Raw genomic sequence first — 20,315 nt, forward strand, 5'->3', positions numbered from 1 at the left:
AGAATCCCGTGTTTTCTGGCCCAAACCTGCGGTTTAGACGGGCCTAGTATTAAAGTATTAACACCATTTAATCAGTGCCCCATCGCGGGGCGTCTACTAGCTTGTCAGCCAAGACGCGGTTTTGTGATGACCGTCGCAGTCTTGATTCGCGTGTGGAATAAGCACGGCTTCGCACGGTTTCAAGGAAGAATTTGGCCACGACAAGGAGTAGCCCGTGGAAGCAAGGTTTGGTGTCGCCCTCGTTTCGCGTTTTTCCCCTCTTTCCCTTGCTGTGCACTTGAGTGTTGCCGGATTGTTGTTCGGCGGCGTCAGCGCACCTGCGCTGGCCACATGCTCGACGGCCGGTTCCACGGTGACCTGTAGCGGTGTGCCAACTCTGCCGCTATTTCTCAACAACTTTTCCAGCGCCACCAACGGTCTGACGGTCAACGTCAACTCCGGGGCGCAGATGAACGCGACGCTCGGCGGCCACGTGATGGACCTGACCGGGGTCAACATCAGCCTGAACAACTCCGGCACCATCGACCCGGCGTTGCTGGGGCTGGTCTCGGTGTTGAGCGGCGGTGCCTTCATCGGCACGGGCGCAACCAGTACGGTCAGCGTGCTCAACAATGCCAGCGGGATCATTCGCGGCACCGGCATGCTTCTCGGACTCAACCTGACCAGCATCGACGGCCTGGGCATCGCGGTGAACAACGCCGCGGCCGGCACCACCAGCATCACCAACAACGGCACCATCACCTCGACCGGCCTGTCGGTCGGCGGCATCACCCTGGCCGATACCCCGGTGGTCGGGGTTTATGGCGGTTCGCAAGTCAACATGACCAACAGCAGCACCGGCGTCATCAATGGCCGGATCGCCTTCGAGACCTCGGCGGCGGGCAACACCTTCACCAACGCCGGCGCGATCACCGGTGGCGTGTCGATGGGGGCGGCGAGCACCAACACCTTCACCGCCGTGACCGGTTCTTCGGTCCAGGTCGGTGACGGCGTACAGGTCAGCGTCGGCCTCGGCGGGCTGATCGGCATCAACCTGACCTTCGCCCCGACCGGCACTGTCGATGGTGGCGCGGGCGGCACCAACAACTTGATCCTGCAGAACCCGATCGGCGTCGGCGGCGGCACCACTGGCGTTGGTACAGCGTCGAGCGCGACCTACGTCAACTTCAACAACCTGACCATCAACAGCGGCACCTGGACTTTGCAGGGGCCACTGGTCAGCGGCGCGACCACGCTCAATGGCGGGGTCGCCCAGTTCAACAACAACGCCACATTCGGTAGCGGTGTCCTCACCTCCAACGGCGGGATCCTGCAGGCCAGCAATGCCGGCTTGAACATCAGCAACCTGATTTCCCTCGGTGCCGGCGGCGTGACCGTGCAAGGCACCAACGCCACCACCCTGAGCGGGGTGATCTCCGGCAGCGGCGGCCTGACCAAAGTCGGCTCCGGGCAACTGAGCCTCAGCGCCGCCAACACCTACCTGGGCAACACCACGCTCAACGGCGGTACCGTGCAGTTGGGCAACAACCTGGCGCTGAGCACCGGTACCCTCAACGTCACCGGCACGACCACCCTGAGTGCACCGGGCACCATCAGCCTGGCCAACGCCATCAGCCTCGGCGGCACCTTGACGGCCAGCGGCACCGGCGCCTTGACTCTCGGCGGCCTGATCACCGGCAGCAGCGGCCTGACCAAGACCGGCACCGGCAGCCTGACCCTCAGCGGCGCCAACAGCGGTTACACCGGCACCACCACCCTGAGCGCCGGCAGCCTGCTGGTGACCAACAACAACTCGCTGGGCAGCGGCGCGCTGAACACTGCTGCCGGCACCAGCCTCGACAGCACCGCCAACGTCACGCTGGCCAACAACATCGCGATGACCGGCAACCTCAACGTGCTCGGCAGCAATGCCCTGACCCTGGGCGGCGTGTTGTCCGGTACCGGCGGGATTACCAAATCCGGCGCCGCGAGCCTGACCCTGACAGGTAACAACACCAACGCCGGTAATACCGTGCTGAATGCCGGCAGCCTGTTGGTTGGCAGCAACACCGCACTGGGCACTGGCGCGTTGAGCGCGGCGGCCGGCACCACGCTGGATGCAACGACGGCGGTGACCCTGGCCAACGCTGTCGGGCTGGCGGCGGATCTGACCATTGGCGGCACGCAGGCATTGGGCTTGAGCGGCGTTATCAGTGGCGCAGGTAACCTGATCAAGAATGGCACCGCTGACCTGAGCCTCAGCGGCAACAATACGTTCGCCGGCGGCACCACGCTCAACGCCGGGACGCTGATCGTTGGCTCCAACACCGCGCTGGGCACTGGCGCATTGACCACCGCGGCGGACACCACCCTCGATGCCAGCACCGCGGTGGCGCTGACCAACGCGATCAGCCTCGGCGGCAATCTGGGCATCGCCGGCAGCGCCAACCTGACCCTCGGCGGTGTCGTCAGTGGCAGTGGCGGGCTGACCAAAAGCGGGTTCACCAACCTGGTGCTCAACGGCGCCAACACCTATACCGGCGGCACCACGCTGGCGGCCGGCACCCTGACCGTAGGCAACGCTGCGGCGCTGGGCACTGGCGCCTTGTCGGTCACCGACACGGCAACGCTGGACAGCAACACCGCCGTCAACCTGAACAACAACGTCAACCTCAACAGCAGTGCCCTGACCATCGGTGGCAGCAGCGGCCTGACCCTGTCCGGCCTGGTCAACGGTGCCGGTCAATTGATCAAGAATGGCGCGGCCAACCTGACCCTCAGCGGCGCCAACACGTTCAGTGGCGGCACCACGTTGAACGCCGGCAGCCTGACCGTCGGCGACGGCGCAGCGCTCGGCACTGGCGCACTGACCGTGGCCGGGGCGGGCACCCTCAACAGCAGCTCGGCGCTGACCCTGAACAACTCGATCATCCTCAACGCCAACCTCACCGCAGGCGGCGCCAACGCGCTGACCCTCGGCGGGGTCATCAGCGGCACTAACGGTTTGATCAAGACAGGCGCGTCGAGCCTGACCCTCAACGGCAATAACACCTACAGCGGCACCACGTCGCTGAACGCCGGTTCGCTGATCGTCGGCTCCAACACCGCACTCGGCATCGGCGCACTGAACGCCTCGAACGGCACCACCCTGGATGCCGGCACCGCCGCGACCCTGGCCAACAACGTCAACCTCGGCGGCACCCTGACTGTGGGCGGCAGCAATGCGTTGACCCTCGGCGGTGTGGTCGCCGGCATCGGTGGCCTGATCAAGAACGGCGCGGCCGACCTGACCCTCAACGGCGCCAACACCTATTTCGGCAACACCGCGCTGAATGCCGGCAAGCTGATTGTCGGCAGCAACACTGCGCTGGGTGCCGGTACGCTGAATGCGGCGGCGAATACCACGCTGGACACTAACACCGCCGTCAGTCTGAACAACGCGGTAGCCCTGGCCGGCGCGCTGAACGTCGGCGGCACGGCCGACCTGACCCTGACCGGTCTGGTCAGCGGCGCGGGCAGTCTGGTGAAAAACGGCACGGCCAATCTGATTCTCAACGCGGCCAACACCTTCATCGGCGGGACGACCCTGAACGCCGGCACCGTGACCGTCGGCAACAGTTCGGCGCTGGGCAGCGGCGCCTTGACCGTCGGCGGTGCGGCGACACTGGACAGCAATTCGCCGCTGGTCAGCCTCAACAACAACGTTGCGCTGAATGCCGCGCTGACCGTGGGCGGCACGCAGAACCTGACCCTCGACGGCGTGACCAGCGGCAGCGGCCAGTTGATCAAGAACGGTGCGGCCAATCTGACCCTTAACGGCAACAACACCTTCAGCGGCGGCACCACGCTCAACGCCGGCACCCTGACCCTGGGCAATGCCAACGGTCTGGGCAGCGGCGGGTTGATCGTCGGCGGTGCGGCGACGCTGGATACCAGCGCCTCGTTCGGCATCGGCAACGCGATCACCCTCAATGCGGGGCTGACCGTCGCCGGCAACAACGACCTGGCACTCAACGGCATCATTGACGGCGCCGGCAGCCTGACCAAAAACGGCCTGTCGGACCTGACCCTGGCCGGCAGCAACACCTTTACCGGTGCGCTGAATATTGTCTCCGGCAGCGTCACCACCTTGAACAGTGCTGCACTGGGCAACACCTCGGGCGTCAACATCAGCGCCGGTGCCGGCCTGAATCTGGGCAGCGATGCCAGCCTCGGCGCGCTGACCGGCACCGGCAGTGTGCAACTGACCGGCAGCAACACCTTGACCGTCGGCGGCGGCAACGTCACCAGCACGTTTGACGGTGATCTGAGCGGTAGCGGTGGCCTGACCAAAGTCGGCACCGGCGTGTTGAACCTCACCGGAATCAACGGTGTGACGGGCAACACCGCGGTCAATGGCGGCACCCTGAACCTCAGCGGTTCGCTGGCCAGTGCGCAGCTCAACGTCAATACCGGCGGCACCCTGACCGGTACCGGTTCGGCGCTCGGATCGGTGAACATTAACAACGGCGGGCATCTGGCGCTGTCATCGGGCAATACCCTGTCTGCGTCTTCGTTGACGCTCGGTGCCGGCAGCAACGTTGATGTGGCACTGGGTACGCCGTCGACCTCGTCGCTGATGAACGTCGGTGGCAACCTGACCCTCGACGGCAATCTCAATGTCACCGATGCCGGCGGTTTCGGCGTCGGTGTGTATCGCTTGTTCAACTACACCGGCAGCCTGACCAACCTCGGTCTGGACGTCGCCAGCGTGCCGGTCGGCTACGGCCTCGGCGATCTGCTGGTGCAGACCGGCGTGGGTAACCAGATCAACATTCAAGTGTCGGCACCCAACAGCAACATCCGTTACTGGGACGGCAGCCAGACCATCGCCAACGGCGTGGTCGATGGCGGCAGCGGGATCTGGAACGCGGTCGGCACCAACTGGACCGACGCCAATGGTCTGGTCAACCAGCCATGGGCCGGTGACTTCGCGGTGTTCCAGGGCACCGCCGGCACGGTCACGGTGAACGGCACGCAACTGTTCACCGGTCTGCAGTTCGTCACCGACGGTTACAACCTGGTCAACGGCGCGGCGGGGCAACTGACAGCTGTGAACGGCACTGGCGGGACCACAGCGGTGCGGGTTGACCCGGGTGTGACTGCCACTGTCGGGGTGAATATCGATGGCAGCGGCATCCTCAACAAACTCGACAGCGGCACCCTGGTGCTCAATGGCGCCAACACCTACAGCGGCGGCACGCAACTGGACGGCGGCAAGATCATCGTCGGCAGCAACACCGCGCTGGGCAGCGGCACGCTGACCGCCAACGCCGGCACGCAACTGGACAGCAACACCACCGTGAGCCTCGGCAATGCCGCGACACTCAACGGCAACCTGACCGTGGTCGGCAGCAATGCACTGACTCTCAATGGCGTGATCGGTGGCACTGGCGGCCTGATCAAGAACGGCGCAGCGAACCTGACCCTCGGTGGCAATAACGCCTTCCTCGGCCCGGTGGCGTTGAACGCTGGCGGGTTGATTCTGGCGTCGAACTCGGCGCTCGGTTCGGGAACGCTGAATGCAGCGGGCGGTACGACGCTGGATGCCAGCACGGCGCTGTCGCTGAACAACGCGGTCAACCTCGCGGGCAACCTGGGCATTGGCGGCACGGCGGACCTGACGCTGGCAGGCACGGTCAACGGCGCCGGCAGCCTGAGCAAAAACGGTGCGGCCAACCTGAGCCTGAGTGGCAACAATAATTTCCTGGGTGGCGTGACCCTCAACGCGGGCACCTTGACCGCCGGCAGCAACTCGGCACTCGGTCTGGGCAACCTGACCGTGGCCGGCGCTTCGGCGCTGGACAGCAGCAGCGCGGTAAGTCTGGGCAACAACCTGGTGCTCAACGCCAACCTGAGCAACACCGGCAGCAACAACCTGACCCTCGCCGGTGTGGTCAGTGGCGCGGGCGGGCTGATCAAGAACGGCGGGTCGAACCTGACCCTCAACGGCATCAATACCTACACCGGTGGCACGACCTTGAACGCCGGTACGTTGACCCTTGGCACCGGCACGGCATTGGGCAGCGGTGCGCTGACCGTGGCCGGTGCTTCGACCCTCGACAACTCCGCGCCACTGGTGCTGGCGAACAACGTCAACCTCAATGCCAACCTGAGTCTGGCCGGCAACAACAACCTGACCCTCGGCGGCGTAATCGCGGGAGCGGGCACTCTGACCAAGAACGGTCTGGCCGATGTGACACTGTCTGGCAACAACACCTTCAGCGGCACCTTCGATGTGTTGTCCGGCAGCCTGACCACCCTCAATGGCACGGCGTTGGGCAATAACGCCACGGTCAATCTCGCGGGCGGCGCGGCGCTGAACCTCGGCGCTTCGGGCAGCCTCGCCAGCCTCACCGGCAGCGGCACCGCGCTGGTCGGCACCGGCAACACCCTGAGCCTCGGCGGCAATAACGTCAGCAGCACCTTCGCCGGTGTCCTCAGCGGCGACGGCGGCCTGAGCAAACTCGGCACGGGCACGCTGACGCTCAGCGGCATCAGCGACCTGACCGGCGACACCAACGTCAACGCCGGCACGCTGCAGGTCAACGGTTCGCTGGCCAGCGCTAACGTGCTGGTCAACAACGGCGGCACCCTCGGTGGCAGCGGCACCCTGACCGGTGCGGTGACGGTGGCTGATGGCGGGCATCTGGCGGGCGTCACCGGCAGCACCTTGTCGGTGGATTCGCTGGTGTTCAACGGCAACGCCAATTTCGATGTCGGCCTCGGCGTACCGGTCTCCGGTGGCGGCAATGCGCTGGTCAATGTCGGCGGTAACCTGACCCTCGACGGCACCCTCAACGTCAGCGACATCGGTGGTTTTGGCAGCGGCGTTTATCGCCTGATCAACTACACCGGTGGCCTGACCGACAACGGCATGCTGATCGGCACCGTACCGGGCAGCGTCACCCCGGGCGATCTGACCCTGCAAACCGCGCTGGCCAACCAGATCAACCTGCTGGTCACCGCACCGGGCGTCACCGTGCAGTTCTGGGACGGTAACCAACTGATCGCCAACGGTTCGGTGGATGGCGGCAGCGGCACCTGGGGCACCGGCACCACCAACTGGACCGACGTCAACGGCACCACCAATCAGGCCTGGACCAGCAACTTTGCGGTGTTCCAGGGCGCGGCGGGTACTGTGACGGTCAACGGCGCGCAAACCATCACCGGCATGCAGTTTGTCACCGACGGCTACAGCCTGCAGAACGGCACGGCGGGCTCGCTGAACCTGGTCAACGGTTCAATGGGCAACGCTTCGGTGCGCGTCGATCCGAACGCCACTGCGACCCTTGGCGTAGCGCTCAATGGTGCCGGCACCCTCGGCAAATACGACACCGGTACGCTGGTGCTCAACGCCGCCAACGGCTACACCGGCGGCACCGCGCTCAATGGCGGCAAGATCGTTGTCGGCAACAACGCGGCGCTCGGCACCGGGGTGTTGACCGCTGCGGACGGCACGGCGCTGGACAGCAACGCGGCGGTCAGCCTCGCCAACAACGTGGTGCTCAACGGCGGCCTGACCGTCGCCGGCAGCAACGCTTTGACCCTCGATGGTGTGGTCAGCGGTGCGGGCAGCTTGATCAAGACGGGTGCATCGAGCCTGACCCTCAACGGCAGCAACACTTACAGCGGCGGCACTCAACTCGCCGGCGGTACGCTGGTGCTGGGCAACAACAGCGCCATCAGCAGCGGCGCACTGAACGTGACCGGCAACGGCAGCCTCGACAGCACCTCGGCGCTGCAATTGGCCAATGCCATCAACCTCGGTGCGCAACTGACCCTGGCCGGCAACCAGAACACCACGCTGCTCGGCGCCGTCACTGGCACCGGCAGCCTGGTAAAAAACGGTAGCGGCGACCTGCTGCTCAGTGGCGCCAACACCTACAGCGGCGGCACCACACTGAACGGCGGCACTACCACCGGTGACACCAGCAGCCTGCAAGGGGCAATCGTCAACAACGCGGCGCTGACCTTCGCGCAGAACGCCGACGGCAGCTACACCGGCAACCTCACCGGCAGCGGTACGCTGAACAAAACCGGCACCGGCCAGTTGCTGCTGACCGGCAACAACACCTTCACCGGCAACACCTCGGTGCAGGCCGGCAACCTGATCGTCAATGGCGTGCTCAACAGCGCCAACGTCAACGTCGCCAGTGGCGCGAAAGTCGGCGGCAGCGGGCAACTGGGTGGCAACGTGCAACTGGCGAGCGGCGCGACGCTGACCGGGGGTGGTACCGCCACACCGTTGTCGGTCGGTGCACTGGCACTGTCCTCGGGCACCAATCTGGACTTCAGCCTCGGCTCGGCCACCAGCTCCACCACCGTGGTCAACGTCGCCGGCAACCTGACCCTGGACGGTACGCTGAACATCAGCAACGCCGGTGGTTTTGGTACCGGGGTCTATCAACTGTTCCGCTACGGCGGCAGCCTCACCGACAACGGTCTGGTCTACGGCAGCCTGCCGGTTTCGGCGGCCAACCTGACCCTGCAAACGGCGATTGCCAATCAGGTCAACTTGCTGGTGCAGGGCACACCGGGTGAAGTGCAGTTCTGGAACGGCGGCACCACCAACCCTGATGGCAGCATCGGCGGCGGCAGTGGCGTGTGGGGCCCGGGGACCAACTGGACGGATCCGAGCGGCACTCAGGCGTTGGCTTCCAATGGTCAGTTCGCAGTGTTCGGCGGCCAGGCCGGTACCGTCACCGTGCAAGGCAATCAGAACTTCACCGGCCTGCAATTCCTTACCAGTGGCTACAGCGTGGTTCCGGGGGCTGGCGGCACGCTGACGCCGGTCAATGGTACCGACGGCAGTCTGGCACCGGTGCGGGTGAATGCCGGCGCCAGCGCCGAAGTCTCCGCACCGCTGGTGGGTACGGGAGGGATCGAGAAACTCGATTCCGGCACTCTGGTTCTTACGGGCGCCAACACCTACAGCGGTGGCACCACGGTCAGCGGCGGCACGCTGGTCGGTAACACCACCAGCCTGCAAGGCAACATCACCAACAATGCCTCACTGGTGTTCCAGCAAAACACTGATGGCCAGTTCAACGGGGTACTCAATGGCACCGGCGCGTTGTTCAAACGCGGGGTGAGTCGTCTGTTGATGGTTGGCAATCAACCGTTCAGCGGCACGGTTTCCGTCGATCAAGGTCTGCTGCAAGTCGGCAGTCGTGCGGCCCGGGCGTCGCTGGGTGCGCAGGTCACTGTCGCCAACGGCGCAGGCTTGAGCGGTAACGGCAGCGTCGGCTCGGTAGTCAACCACGGTGTGGTGGCTTCCGGTGGCACCGATGGCACTTTGAGCGTGGCCGGTAACCTGACCAACGCCAGCGACGGTGTACTGGCGCTGACGGTCAGTTCGCCAACCGCCACGCCGCTGGCAGTGGGCGGGACGGCCGCGCTGGGTGGCGGGCTGGTGGTCAACAGCCTTGCGCCGTTCACCGGCAACACCACTTACTCGCTGATCACCGCCGGTGGTGGCGTGACCGGCACCTTCAGTGCCGCCGATCTGCCGCAGTACGCGTTCCTCGACAGCTCGCTGGTCTACGCTGCCGACTCGGTCACCCTGGCGGTGAGCCGCAACGGCAACTCGTTCGCCGACGTCGCGGCCACAGGCAACCAGCGCGGCGCCGCCACGGCCCTGTCCAATAACGGCCCGGCGGGCGCGGCGCTGCAGAACCAGATCGTCAACCTCAGCGTGGCCGGTGCGCGCAATGCGTTCGACAGCCTGTCGGGTGAAATCCACGCCAGCACCGCAAGCGCGATGCTGGAGGATTCGCGCTTCATCCGCGAGGCGGTCAACGACCGCATGCGCCAGCCGTCGTGCGGCGCGTCGGATGATCCACGCCGGACGCTGGCACCGAGCGACACCCAACTGAGCAGCAACGGTTGCCACGGGGAAATGGTCGGCTGGATTCGGGCCATCGGTGCCTGGGGGGACATGGGCGGCGACAGCAACACGGCGAAAGTCGATCGCAACCTCGGCGGTTTCATGCTTGGCACCGACAAGGCACTGGACGACACCTGGCGGGCCGGGATGGCCGCCGGCTACACCCGCAGCAACCTCAACGCGCACGATCGCAACTCCGATGCCAAGGTCGACAGCTACCACCTGGCCGGCTACCTCAACTCGCAGTTCGATGCGTTGGCCGTGCGCCTTGGCGCGGCGTACAGCTGGCACAGCATCGAGACCAAACGCGATGTCAGCGTCGGCAGCTACAACGATCGGTTGAAGGCCGATTACGACGCGCGCAGCGCGCAGGTGTTCGGTGAAGTGGGTTACGCGATCAACGCCGCCGGTGTTGCCATCGAACCGTTTGCGGGTCTGGCTTACGTCAACTACGACAGCGACACCGCCAAGGAAAAAGGCGGAGTGGGGCGCCTGAAGGCCGACGCCGATCAGGACATCACCTACTCGACCCTCGGGGTGCGCATCGGCAAGTTGGTGACCCTGGCCAACGGCAGCCAGTTGACGCCACGGGCGGCCATCGGCTGGCGTCATGCCTACGGCGACACCAAACCTGATGCCGACCTGACCTTCATCGACGGCGGCGCTTCGTTCAGCACCCAGGGCGTACCGATTGCCAAGGACAGCGCACTGCTCGAAGCCGGCATCGACTTCCAGGTCACCCCGACCGGCAAGCTGGGCATCGGCTACTCGGGCCAGGTGTCGAGCGACAACAACGACAGCGCCTTCAACATCAGCTTCAGTCAAAGCTTCTGAATCATGGTCGAAGTACTTTAACCGCCCGAAAGGGCGGTTTTTTTTGCAGGGCAGAATAGAGCGGCTTCATAGGCCCGACGATGACGTGGGGGGTGACTGGTCGATAGCTTTCGCGAGCAGGCTCGCTCCCACATTTGCTCTGTGTCACCCACCGACTCTGTGTGCACTGGAGATCCAGTGTGGGAGCGAGTAGGTTCGCAAAGGGGCCCGGACATCCAGCGCAAAAATCAGTCAGCCCGCGCTCTGCTAGAATCCGCCCCATTAACTACCAGAGACTCTCCCATGAGCGAGCCCATTCGTCTGACCCAATACAGCCACGGCGCCGGTTGTGGCTGCAAGATTTCCCCGCAGGTGCTGGAGGTGATTCTGGCCGGCAGCGGTGCGCAGAACCTTGACCCGAAACTGTGGGTCGGCAATGCCTCGCGTGATGACGCGGCGGTGTACGAGATCGATGCCGAGCGCGGGGTGGTGTCGACCACTGACTTCTTTATGCCGATTGTCGACGATCCGTTCGATTTTGGCCGGATTGCCGCCACCAATGCGATCAGCGACATCTATGCGATGGGCGGCGATCCGTTGATGGCGATTGCGATCCTCGGCTGGCCGGTGAATGTGCTGGCGCCGGAAGTGGCGCGAGAAGTGATTCGCGGCGGACGGGCGGTGTGTGACGCCGCGGGCATTCCGCTGGCCGGCGGGCATTCGATCGATGCGCCGGAGCCGATCTTCGGTCTGGCGGTAACCGGTCTGGTGGAAAAGCGCCACATGAAGCGCAACGACACCGCTACCGCCGGTTGCCTGCTGTACCTGACCAAGCCGCTGGGCATCGGCATCCTTACCACCGCCGAGAAGAAGGGCAAATTGCGCCCCGGCGACATTGGCGTGGCCCGCGACTGGATGTGCACCCTGAACAAGCCCGGCAGCCGTTTCGGCAAACTCGCCGGGGTCGCCGCGATGACCGACGTTACCGGGTTCGGTCTGCTCGGGCATCTGGTGGAAATGGCCGACGGCAGCCACCTGACCGCACGCATCGGCTACAACCACGTGCCGCGTCTGGACAGCGTCGAATACTACCTCGAACAGGGCTGCGTCCCCGGCGGCACCCTGCGCAATTTCGACAGTTATTCGAGCAAGCTCGGTCGCCTGCAGGAGCTGCACAAGCGTGTGCTGTGCGACCCGCAGACCAGCGGCGGTCTGCTGATTGCCGTGACCCCCGAAGGCAACGACGAATTCCTCGCCGTGGCTGCCGAACTGGGCCTGGACCTGGCGCCGATCGGCGAGCTGGTTGAGCGACAGACCCACGCAGTCGAGGTGATTTGATGTCACGCGACTGCACCGACTACCGCGATATTTTTCTCAACGACCGGCCGCTGATGGATGCCCGCGCGCCGGTCGAGTTTCACAAAGGCGCGTTCCCCGGCGTGGTCAACCTGCCGCTGATGAACGACATCGAACGGCAGAAGATCGGCACCTGCTACAAGCAGCACGGTCAGCAGGCCGCCATCGAACTGGGCCATCAGCTGGTGTCCGGCGCGGTGAAGGCCGAGCGTATTCAGGCCTGGGCCGATTTCGCCCGGGCCCATCCCGAGGGTTATCTCTATTGTTTTCGTGGTGGCCTGCGGTCGCAGATCACTCAACAGTGGCTGCGTGACGAGGCCGGTATCGACTACCCGCGAGTCGGCGGCGGCTACAAGGCGCTGCGCAACTTTCTCATCGACACGCTTGAGCAAGCGATCGGCCAGTGTGATTTCGTGTTGTTGGGTGGCATGACCGGCACCGGCAAGACCGAGGTGCTGGTGCAGTTGCGCAACGGGCTGGATCTGGAAGGTCACGCCAACCATCGGGGCTCCAGTTTCGGCAAACGCGCCACCGGCCAACCGTCGAACATCGATTTTGAAAACCGTCTGGCCATCGACATCCTCAAGAAGCGCGATGCCGGTATCGAGCAGTTTGTGCTGGAAGACGAGAGTCGGGTGGTCGGCAGTTGTGCGCTGCCGTTGCCGCTGTATCAGGGCATGCAGCAGTACCCGATGGTCTGGCTGGAAGACTGTTTCGAGGACCGGGTCGAACGGATTCTGCGCGATTACGTGGTGGACCTGTCAGCCGAGTTCTCCACGGTGCATGGCGAGGACGGTTTTAGCTTGTTCTCCGAGCGCTTGCTGGAGAGCCTGAACAACGTGCAAAAGCGCCTAGGCGGCGAGCGGCATCGGCGGATGCTGATGCTGATGGAAGCGGCGCTGGCCGAGCAGGAGCGTAGCGGGGCGGTGGATTTGCACCGTTCCTGGATCGAAGGGTTGCTGCGTGAGTATTACGACCCGATGTACGGGTTCCAGCGCGAGAAGAAGGGCGGGCGGATCGAGTTTGCCGGCGAGCGCGCGGCGGTGTTGGAGTATTTGCGCGAGCGGGTGAATCAGAAAGGTTGAGGGTGCCATTGCTGGCCCCATCGCGAGCAGGCTCACTCCTACAGGGGAATGCGCTTCAATTGCAGGCGTGAGCCTGCTCGCGATGGCGGCCTCAAAAACACCACCAGTCTCAAGTCGGGCAAGTCACCTTGCCGTTATCCAGCCCCTGCTTGTAGCTGTGGCTCTGCAAGCTGGCCTTGCCGTTGTGCCAGGTCAGGGTCAGCACGTACAGCGAATCGAAATCGCCGGACGCCCAGTCATCGGTGATGGTCTGCTTCTCGCCGACCGCCTTGCCCGCGACCTTGTTGATCAGCTCCGGCAGGTAGCCGTGGGACCACGCGGTGTAGATCGTAGAGTTGTGGTACTTGTCTTCGGTCAGTTCACGGGCCAGGTCGCTGGTGTCGTTGGCGGAGAACTCGATGTTCACCGGCAGGCCAAGCTTGATCGCGGCGGGGCTGATGGTCATCAACGGGCGGATGTAGCTGTAGGAGTTGTCCAGCTCACCTTCCTCGACATTGCGCGTCGGGTTGGCGGCGAACACGTAATCGGCCTTGCCGAATTTTTCCGGCAGCAGGGTCGACAGCTCGATCGCGCGGTTCAAGCCCTGGCAGTTGAGCTGGCCGAGGCCGCCGGCGGGTTTTTCCGCGTGGCGCAGGAAGACCAGGGTCTGGGTGCCGTCCACCGGCTGGGCGCGAATCTGGCTCGACTCCAGCGACAAGGTCAACGCACTCACCGCCAGCAGGGAGGGCAGGGCCACACAGGCGCGATGTTTGAAGCGTTTGGCGAATCTCATGAGGTTCGTCATTGAATAAAGGCGTCTTCAGCAAATGCGGTTAAGGCTGACAAACCCTTGCACCACGGGCTCCCAGCACCGGGTGGTGTCCATGTCGTGTGTCGCGCTTCCTTTGCGAAAGGCATAGCTCAGAGTCCTCTGAGGCCAGTTTGGTTCATGCACATTACCCGCAGGATGTTACGGTTCGTGTAGGCGCTGCTGCAGGCAAAAACCCAATCAAAAGATCGCAGCCTGCGCCAGCGCCTACATTATGATCAGTGCTTTCCTTGTGACTGGATGCTTCCCATGACCGATCTGTCCGCGTTCCCGATCACCCAGAAATGGCCCGCGCAGTACCCTGACTGGATTCAGCTCTATTCCCTGCCGACCCCCAACGGCGTCAAGGTTTCGATCATGCTCGAAGAGATCGGCCTGCCGTACGAGCCGCACCGCGTGGGCTTCGACACGCAGGACCAGATGTCCCCCGAGTTCCTTTCGCTGAACCCCAACAACAAGGTCCCGGCGATCCTCGACCCCCATGGCCCCGAGGACCAACCGTTGCCGCTGTTCGAGTCCGGCGCGATCCTGATCTACCTCGCCGACAAGAGCGGGCAGTTGCTGGCGCAGGAAGGCGCGCTGCGTTACGAGACGATTCAGTGGCTGATGTTCCAGATGGGCGGCATCGGCCCGATGTTCGGCCAGCTCGGCTTCTTCAACAAATTCGCCGGCAAGGACTACGAGGACAAGCGTCCGCGTGATCGCTACGTTGAAGAGAGCCGACGCCTGCTCAACGTGCTCGACAAACGCCTGGAAGGCCGCGACTGGATCATGGGCGAGCGCTACACCATCGCCGACATCGCCACGTTCCCGTGGGTGCGCAACCTGATCGGCTTCTATGAGGCCGGGGATCTGGTCGGGATCAGCAACTTCCCGAACGTCACCCGGGTGCTCGAGCGCTTTCTGGAGCGGCCGGCGGTGGTGCGCGGGCTGACCATTCCGTCGTAATCCACACAAATCCCCTGTAGGAGCTGCCGCAGGCTGCGATCTTTTGATTTGTTTTTTGAGGGGCAAAAGATCGTAGCCTGCGGCAGCTCCTACAGCGGAACGTGTGTTGCCTGACGGATTATTGCGCACCCGGTAATGCTGTCTTGATTGATCCAGGTTTGTACCCGCCCCCAGCGAAGGCATAAGCTTCGCCCCCTACGACTTTCGTCTCATCTGCCGTTTTCAGGAAGAACCATGTCCAGCCAGTTCCCCGAAGCACGTCCCCGGCGTCTGCGCCGCAATGCGAGCCTGCGCAGTCTGTTCCAGGAAACCGAGTTCAGCCTGAATGATCTGGTGCTGCCGATTTTCGTCGAAGAAGAAATCGACGACTTCGTGCCAATCAAGAGCATGCCGGGGGTGATGCGTATTCCCGAGCGCAAGCTGGCCAGCGAAATCGAGCGCTATGCCCGTGCCGGCATCAAGTCGGTGATGACTTTCGGCGTGTCCCATCACCTGGACGCCAACGGCAGCGACACCTGGCGCGAAGACGGCCTGGTCTCGCGGATGTCGCGGATTGCCAAGGACGCGGTGCCGGACATGATCGTGATGTCTGATACCTGCTTCTGCGAATACACCGATCACGGCCATTGCGGCGTGATGCACAACCACGAAGTGGACAACGACCAGACCCTGATCAACCTCGGCAAGCAAGCCGTGGCGGCGGCGCGTGCCGGTGCTGACGTGATCGCGCCGTCGGCGGCGATGGACGGCCAGGTGCGGGCGATTCGCCGCGCGCTGGATGACGCAGGTTTTACCCAGATTCCGATCATGGCCTACTCGACTAAATTCGCCTCGGCGCTGTATGGCCCGTTCCGCGAAGCCGGCGGCAGCGCCCTGAAAGGTGATCGCAAAAGCTATCAGATGAACCCGATGAACCGCCGCGAAGCCCTGCGCGAATCGCTGCTCGACGAGCAGGAAGGCGCCGACGCGCTGATGGTCAAACCGGCCGGTGCGTACCTGGACATCATCCGCGACATTCGTGAAGCCTCGAACCTGCCGTTGTCGGCGTATCAGGTCAGCGGCGAGTACGCGATGATCAAGTTCGGCGCGCAGGCCGGTGCGATTGACGAGGACCGTGTGGTGCGTGAAAGCCTGGGCGCGATCAAGCGCGCGGGGGCGGACCTGATCTTCACCTACTTTGCGATGGATCTGGCGCTGGCCGGGATCTAAACAACACCGCATAACCCCTGTAGGAGTGAGCCTGCTCGCGATAGCGGTGTGTCAGTCACAACTTTTTTACTGACACATCGCTATCGCGAGCAGGCTCACTCCTACAGTTTTGTGCTGTGTCAGGGGCACGGGAAGAACGGCCTTATGCCGTGATCGCGAAAATACCGCTCGATCACCTTCGGATCAGCGCTGTTATCAGCAATCGCCACATAAGTATCCGGGCGCAGCAGATAGAAGCCGTTACGCCCCAGCCCCGCCGTTTCAAACGCCGGCCGCCAGTCGAACACATGCAGCGGCAGGTGGTGTTCGGTGCACCAGGCGATCATCTCGTCGCTGGTGTCGCCGTACACATGCACCTGCCAGCAGGGCTGGCGCAGCGGCTCGTAATTATCGCCCTCACCATCATGCGCCCACGGCAAGCGGTCGCCGCCGTGCACGTGGCCAGCCGTGCCCCGACTCAGCGGCATGCCGCGATAGTTGAGGGTGACTTGCGAGACGGTACGAAACAGGAACTCGCGGCTGGCCTCGAACGTGGCCATTTTCGGGATCAGGAACGGTGCCAGACGCGTGCGCAGCAGATCGGCGATACGCCCCTCGGCGGTGACGAAGCTGAACACCTTGTCGGTGGTTGATACCAGCCGCCGGGCGAAGGCGATGCGTTCGGTTTCGTAGCTGTCGAGCAGTTGCGCGGTGGCGCTGCCGTTGAGCACGGCGGCGAGTTTCCACGCCAGGTTGATCGCGTCGCCAATCCCGGTGTTCATGCCCTGGCCGCCAGCGGGGCTGTGCACGTGCGCTGCGTCCCCGAGCAGAAACGCCCGGCCGCTGCGAAAGTGCTCGGCCACGCGGTGATGCACGCGGTAGGTGGAGAACCAGTGGACCTCGTCGATGTGCACCTTCAGGTGCTCGATGGCGCGGCTGCTGACGTCGGCGAATTGCAGGGTTTCGGCGCGGTCGGCACGTTCGTCGCGCACCGTGCCGATCAGCCGCGCGCGGCCTTCGCCGGCCAGCGGGAATACCGCGAGAAAATCCGCTTCATCCAGATCCAGGTGCAGCTCGCCGTTCATGGCCGGGCCGCTGGCCTGGACATCCGCGACGTAGAAAATCTGCTGATAAGTGCCGCCCGGGAACCCGGTATCGAGGGTTTTGCGCACCACCGAGCGCGCACCGTCGCAGCCGGCGAGAAAGCACGCCTGACAGATTTCCTGCTGCCCGTCCGGCAAGCGCAGATGCGCGGTGAGGCCGTCGCCGGTTTCTTCGAAACTCTCCAGTTCAGTGTTGCGCTCAACTGTCACACCATAGTCTTCCAGGCGTTCAAGCAGCAGCCGTTCGTGTTGGTCCTGGGGGAAGATTTCGATGAACGAGTAGGGCGTCAGGCCTTCGCCGATACGCTGCAGCGGCAACTGCGCGACCGCTTTGCCCTTGACCCAGAAATTTGCCGCCGCGACCTTGTGGCCGCTGCGCACCACGGTGTCGGCCAGGTCCAGTTGCCGGTACAACTCCAGAGTCCGCGCCTGCACCGCCAGCGCCCGCGAGGTGGTGCCGGGGCCGCAAGTCTTGTCGAGGATGCGCACCCGCACGCCCAGTTTGCTCAGCCACAGGGCCAGCACCAGACCGGTCGGGCCGGCGCCGATGATCAGTACGTCGCTGCGGTGCATGGACCTGTCCTCCGTTGGCTGTGCAGCAAGTATGGATCAGCAGGGCGGGACGGCCAGTTTGTCAGCCAGACGGAAAAGGCCCCGCAGCGTTGGGGCGGCGGGGCCGTTTTGATTTCTGGCTGAGATTCACAGGGGGGGGCGACAGCGGGTTAGAAGTCGATCGTCCCCGACAACTTCGCCACCCGTGGCTCACCCTGGGTCAGGTAGCCGCCCTGCGCCGATTCCCAGTATTTCTTGTTGGCCAGGTTCTCGACGCCCAGGCGCAACGTCACGTCTTTCTCCGAGACCTTGAAGGCATAGCGCGCGCCCGCGTCGAAGCGGTTCCAGGTCGGCAGGCTGAGGTTGTTGGCCGCGTCGGCGTACTGGCCGCCGGTGCGCAGCATCCGCGCATTCAGCGCCACGCCTTGCAGACCCGGTACATCCCAGTCGGCGCCGGCGTTGAACTGGAAGCTCGGCACGCCGATGGCACGGTTGCCGTCGTTGGCGCCGTTCTGGGTGTTGCGCAGTTCGGTGTCCATCAGGGTCAGGCCGCTGATCAGGCGCAGACCGTTGACCGGCTCGCCGAACACGTTCATTTCCACGCCTTTGTTGATCTGCTCGCCTTCACGCACGTAGGTGCAGGTGGTGGCGCTGTTGATTTCGCAGTAACCGTCACTCGGCTGCTCGATGCGATAGACCCCCAGGCTCGCGCCGTAAGTGCCCATGTCGACTTTGACCCCGGCCTCGGTCTGTTTGGAGCGGGCCGGTGCATAGACTTCGTTGCCGTTGGTCACTTTGAAGCCGCCGGTGCTGGTCGGCGAGGTCGGGCCTTGGGCCAGGCCTTCGATGTGATTGGCGTAGAACGACACATGCTCCCACGGTTTGAACACGATGCCGTAGACCGGTGTGGTGATCGATTCGTCGTAGCTCGACTTGCGGCTGCCGCTGCCGTAACTGGCGTAGTTGTAGCCTTGCACCACCAGTTGCTGACGACGCAGGCCGGCGGTGATCAGCAGGCGGTCATCGAAGAAACCGAGGGTGTCGGAAAGCGCGAGGCTGCGGTTGAAGGTCTTGCCGACAATGCCCGGATCGCTGACGTCGCCGCCGGAAAAATTGCCGACTGGCGACGGGGTTTGCACCGGGTGATAGATGTTGTTGGCGTATTTTGTCAGGTCGAAATCGTAGGCGCTGCGCTGTTCGGCCCACAGCCCGCTCAGACCGAAGTTGAGTTTGTGGCTGACGGCGCCGGTGTTGAATTTGCCGTTCAGGCCGGCCATCAGGCTGGTGTTGTCTTCATCGTGCGGGATGAACGAGCCAGTGGTGAACGATGCACCGGTGTTGCCCACCAGGGTGGTCGAGTTGTAACGCCCGACTTCGCGGGTGTGCTTGGCGCCGCCGGCGACGTATGCGGTCCAGTTGTCGTTCAGGTCATATTCGGCGCGGAGCATGCCGAAGGTGTCTTCGATGTCGGTGTAGCCCCACTTCGGCGCGTAGTTGGTGTCGGCCGACGGCGCATCCGGAATGTGCGTGGCGGTGCCGAGGTTGACCGAGTTGCGGCCACCGTTGACGCGCTCTTTCTGGTAGGCGAAGTCACCGGAAAGGCGCAGTGCATCGCCCCGGTAGTCGAGGCCGATGGCGAACAGTTTCGAGCGCTGGTTTTCGTGATCGATGCCGGTGTCGCCTTCGCGCTGGGACAGGTTGATCCGCGCGCCGAAGCGATTGTCTTCGCCGAAGCGCTGGCCGATGTCGAAGTGCTGACCAACGCGGCCTTCGCTGTTGATGTCGGTGGTGTAGCGGCGCAGCGGCTCGTCGCCGGCGCGCTTGGGCTGCAGGTTGACGCCACCGCCGATCCCGGAACCGGTCGGGGTCACACCGTTGATGAAGGCGTTCGGGCCCTTGAACACTTCCACGCGCTCCAGGGCATCGCTGGAAATGATCTGCCGTGGCAACACGCCGTACAGGCCGTTATAGGAAATGTCATCGCCGTTGAGCGGCAGGCCGCGGATCATGAACACCTGCGCCTGGTTGGCGTAGCCCGAAGCCTGACGCACCGAGGCATCGTTGAGCAGGACGTCGGCAACGTTTTCCGCTTGCTGATCCTGAATCAGTTGTTCGGTGTACGACGCGGCGCTGAACGGCACATCCATCATATCCTGGTTGCCCAACACGCCGAGCTGGCCGCCACGGGCCACCTGACCGCCGGAATAGACCGGGGGCAGGGCGCTTGGCGTCGGTGCCTGGGCGTTGATGTTGACGTTGTCGAGCACCAGCTGCTTGGCATTGTCATCGGCAGCGTAAGCGCTGACGCTCAGGGAGCACAGCAGAGCGAGAAGCGTCGGGCGGAACGGGGCAGCGAGGCGAGCTGTAGCGGGCATGTGTTCGTACCTGGAGGCGCGTGGCCAGCAAGAAAAAAATAGGGCGGCGCGGGAACTCCTTGCGCAAATGCGACTCCAGGCGCAAATGATATGAGTTCGCAGTAACGCTTTGCAATCAGTTTGTCATCACTCCGCAAGCAGCCATCCACCTGCGGCAGCTCTCACGCGGATTGTGTATGG

At 63.9% G+C, this 20,315-nt stretch carries 8 protein-coding genes; 5 read left to right on the forward strand and 3 right to left on the reverse strand.

The genetic code is table 11. The annotated features are described in order from the left end of the window. Window positions 1-214 precede the first annotated feature (214 nt). From HBN98_RS14000 to mnmH, 3 genes are all read left to right on the forward strand, one after another. The gene (locus HBN98_RS14000) at window positions 215-10,741 is read left to right on the forward strand and encodes an autotransporter-associated beta strand repeat-containing protein (protein ID WP_083366398.1); all 10,527 of its coding nucleotides are present in this window, start codon (window positions 215-217) and stop codon (window positions 10,739-10,741) included. 282 nt (window positions 10,742-11,023) lie between these two features. Continuing rightward, on the forward strand, window positions 11,024-12,058 hold the full coding sequence (gene selD / locus HBN98_RS14005; RefSeq protein WP_083366397.1) for a selenide, water dikinase SelD: 1,035 nt from the start codon (window positions 11,024-11,026) through the stop codon (window positions 12,056-12,058). Next, a complete protein-coding gene (gene mnmH / locus HBN98_RS14010; RefSeq protein WP_083366396.1) occupies window positions 12,058-13,161 on the forward strand; it encodes a tRNA 2-selenouridine(34) synthase MnmH in 1,104 nt (367 codons plus the stop codon). The genes selD and mnmH overlap by 1 nt, the downstream gene beginning before the upstream one ends. 109 nt (window positions 13,162-13,270) lie before the next feature. On the opposite strand, the gene HBN98_RS14015 is transcribed toward mnmH, so the two are convergent. Next, window positions 13,271-13,945 (reverse strand): hypothetical protein, encoded by a 675-nt coding sequence (locus HBN98_RS14015; protein WP_064586873.1) that lies wholly within the window; start codon window positions 13,943-13,945, stop codon window positions 13,271-13,273. 273 nt (window positions 13,946-14,218) lie between these two features. Here HBN98_RS14015 and HBN98_RS14020 point away from each other — a divergent pair, with 273 nt between their 5' ends. Together HBN98_RS14020 and hemB are read left to right on the forward strand one after the other, a co-directional pair. Beyond that, window positions 14,219-14,917: a glutathione S-transferase family protein gene (locus HBN98_RS14020; protein ID WP_083366395.1), complete on the forward strand. Its 699-nt coding sequence runs from the start codon at window positions 14,219-14,221 to the stop codon at window positions 14,915-14,917. Between the two features lie 234 nt (window positions 14,918-15,151). Next, window positions 15,152-16,126 carry a porphobilinogen synthase gene (gene hemB, locus HBN98_RS14025; RefSeq protein WP_064586875.1) on the forward strand — a complete coding sequence of 325 codons (975 nt, stop codon included), beginning with the start codon at window positions 15,152-15,154 and terminating at the stop codon, window positions 16,124-16,126. 119 nt (window positions 16,127-16,245) lie between these two features. Here the strand turns inward: hemB and HBN98_RS14030 are convergent, their stop codons facing one another. Then, the gene (locus HBN98_RS14030; protein ID WP_083366394.1) at window positions 16,246-17,781 is read right to left on the reverse strand and encodes an FAD-dependent oxidoreductase; all 1,536 of its coding nucleotides are present in this window, start codon (window positions 17,779-17,781) and stop codon (window positions 16,246-16,248) included. Window positions 17,782-17,930: 149 nt separating this feature from the next. Further along, window positions 17,931-20,135, reverse strand: coding sequence for a TonB-dependent receptor (locus tag HBN98_RS14035; RefSeq protein WP_083366393.1), 2,205 nt, complete (start codon window positions 20,133-20,135; stop codon window positions 17,931-17,933). Window positions 20,136-20,315: the final 180 nt, after the last annotated feature.

The organism is Pseudomonas koreensis, assembly GCF_012986595.1.
Taxonomy (GTDB): domain Bacteria; phylum Pseudomonadota; class Gammaproteobacteria; order Pseudomonadales; family Pseudomonadaceae; genus Aquipseudomonas; species Aquipseudomonas koreensis.

What these genes read in the sequence shown, in the direction of transcription:
- HBN98_RS14015 (WP_064586873.1), bottom strand. Translation starts at nt 13,945, where the DNA reads ATGACGAACCTCATGAGATTCGCCAAACGCTTCAAACATCGCGCCTGT.
- HBN98_RS14020 (WP_083366395.1), top strand. Translation starts at nt 14,219, where the DNA reads ATGACCGATCTGTCCGCGTTCCCGATCACCCAGAAATGGCCCGCGCAG.
- HBN98_RS14030 (WP_083366394.1), bottom strand. Translation starts at nt 17,781, where the DNA reads ATGCACCGCAGCGACGTACTGATCATCGGCGCCGGCCCGACCGGTCTG.
- hemB (WP_064586875.1), top strand. Translation starts at nt 15,152, where the DNA reads ATGTCCAGCCAGTTCCCCGAAGCACGTCCCCGGCGTCTGCGCCGCAAT.
- mnmH (WP_083366396.1), top strand. Translation starts at nt 12,058, where the DNA reads ATGTCACGCGACTGCACCGACTACCGCGATATTTTTCTCAACGACCGG.
- selD (WP_083366397.1), top strand. Translation starts at nt 11,024, where the DNA reads ATGAGCGAGCCCATTCGTCTGACCCAATACAGCCACGGCGCCGGTTGT.
- HBN98_RS14035 (WP_083366393.1), bottom strand. Translation starts at nt 20,135, where the DNA reads ATGCCCGCTACAGCTCGCCTCGCTGCCCCGTTCCGCCCGACGCTTCTC.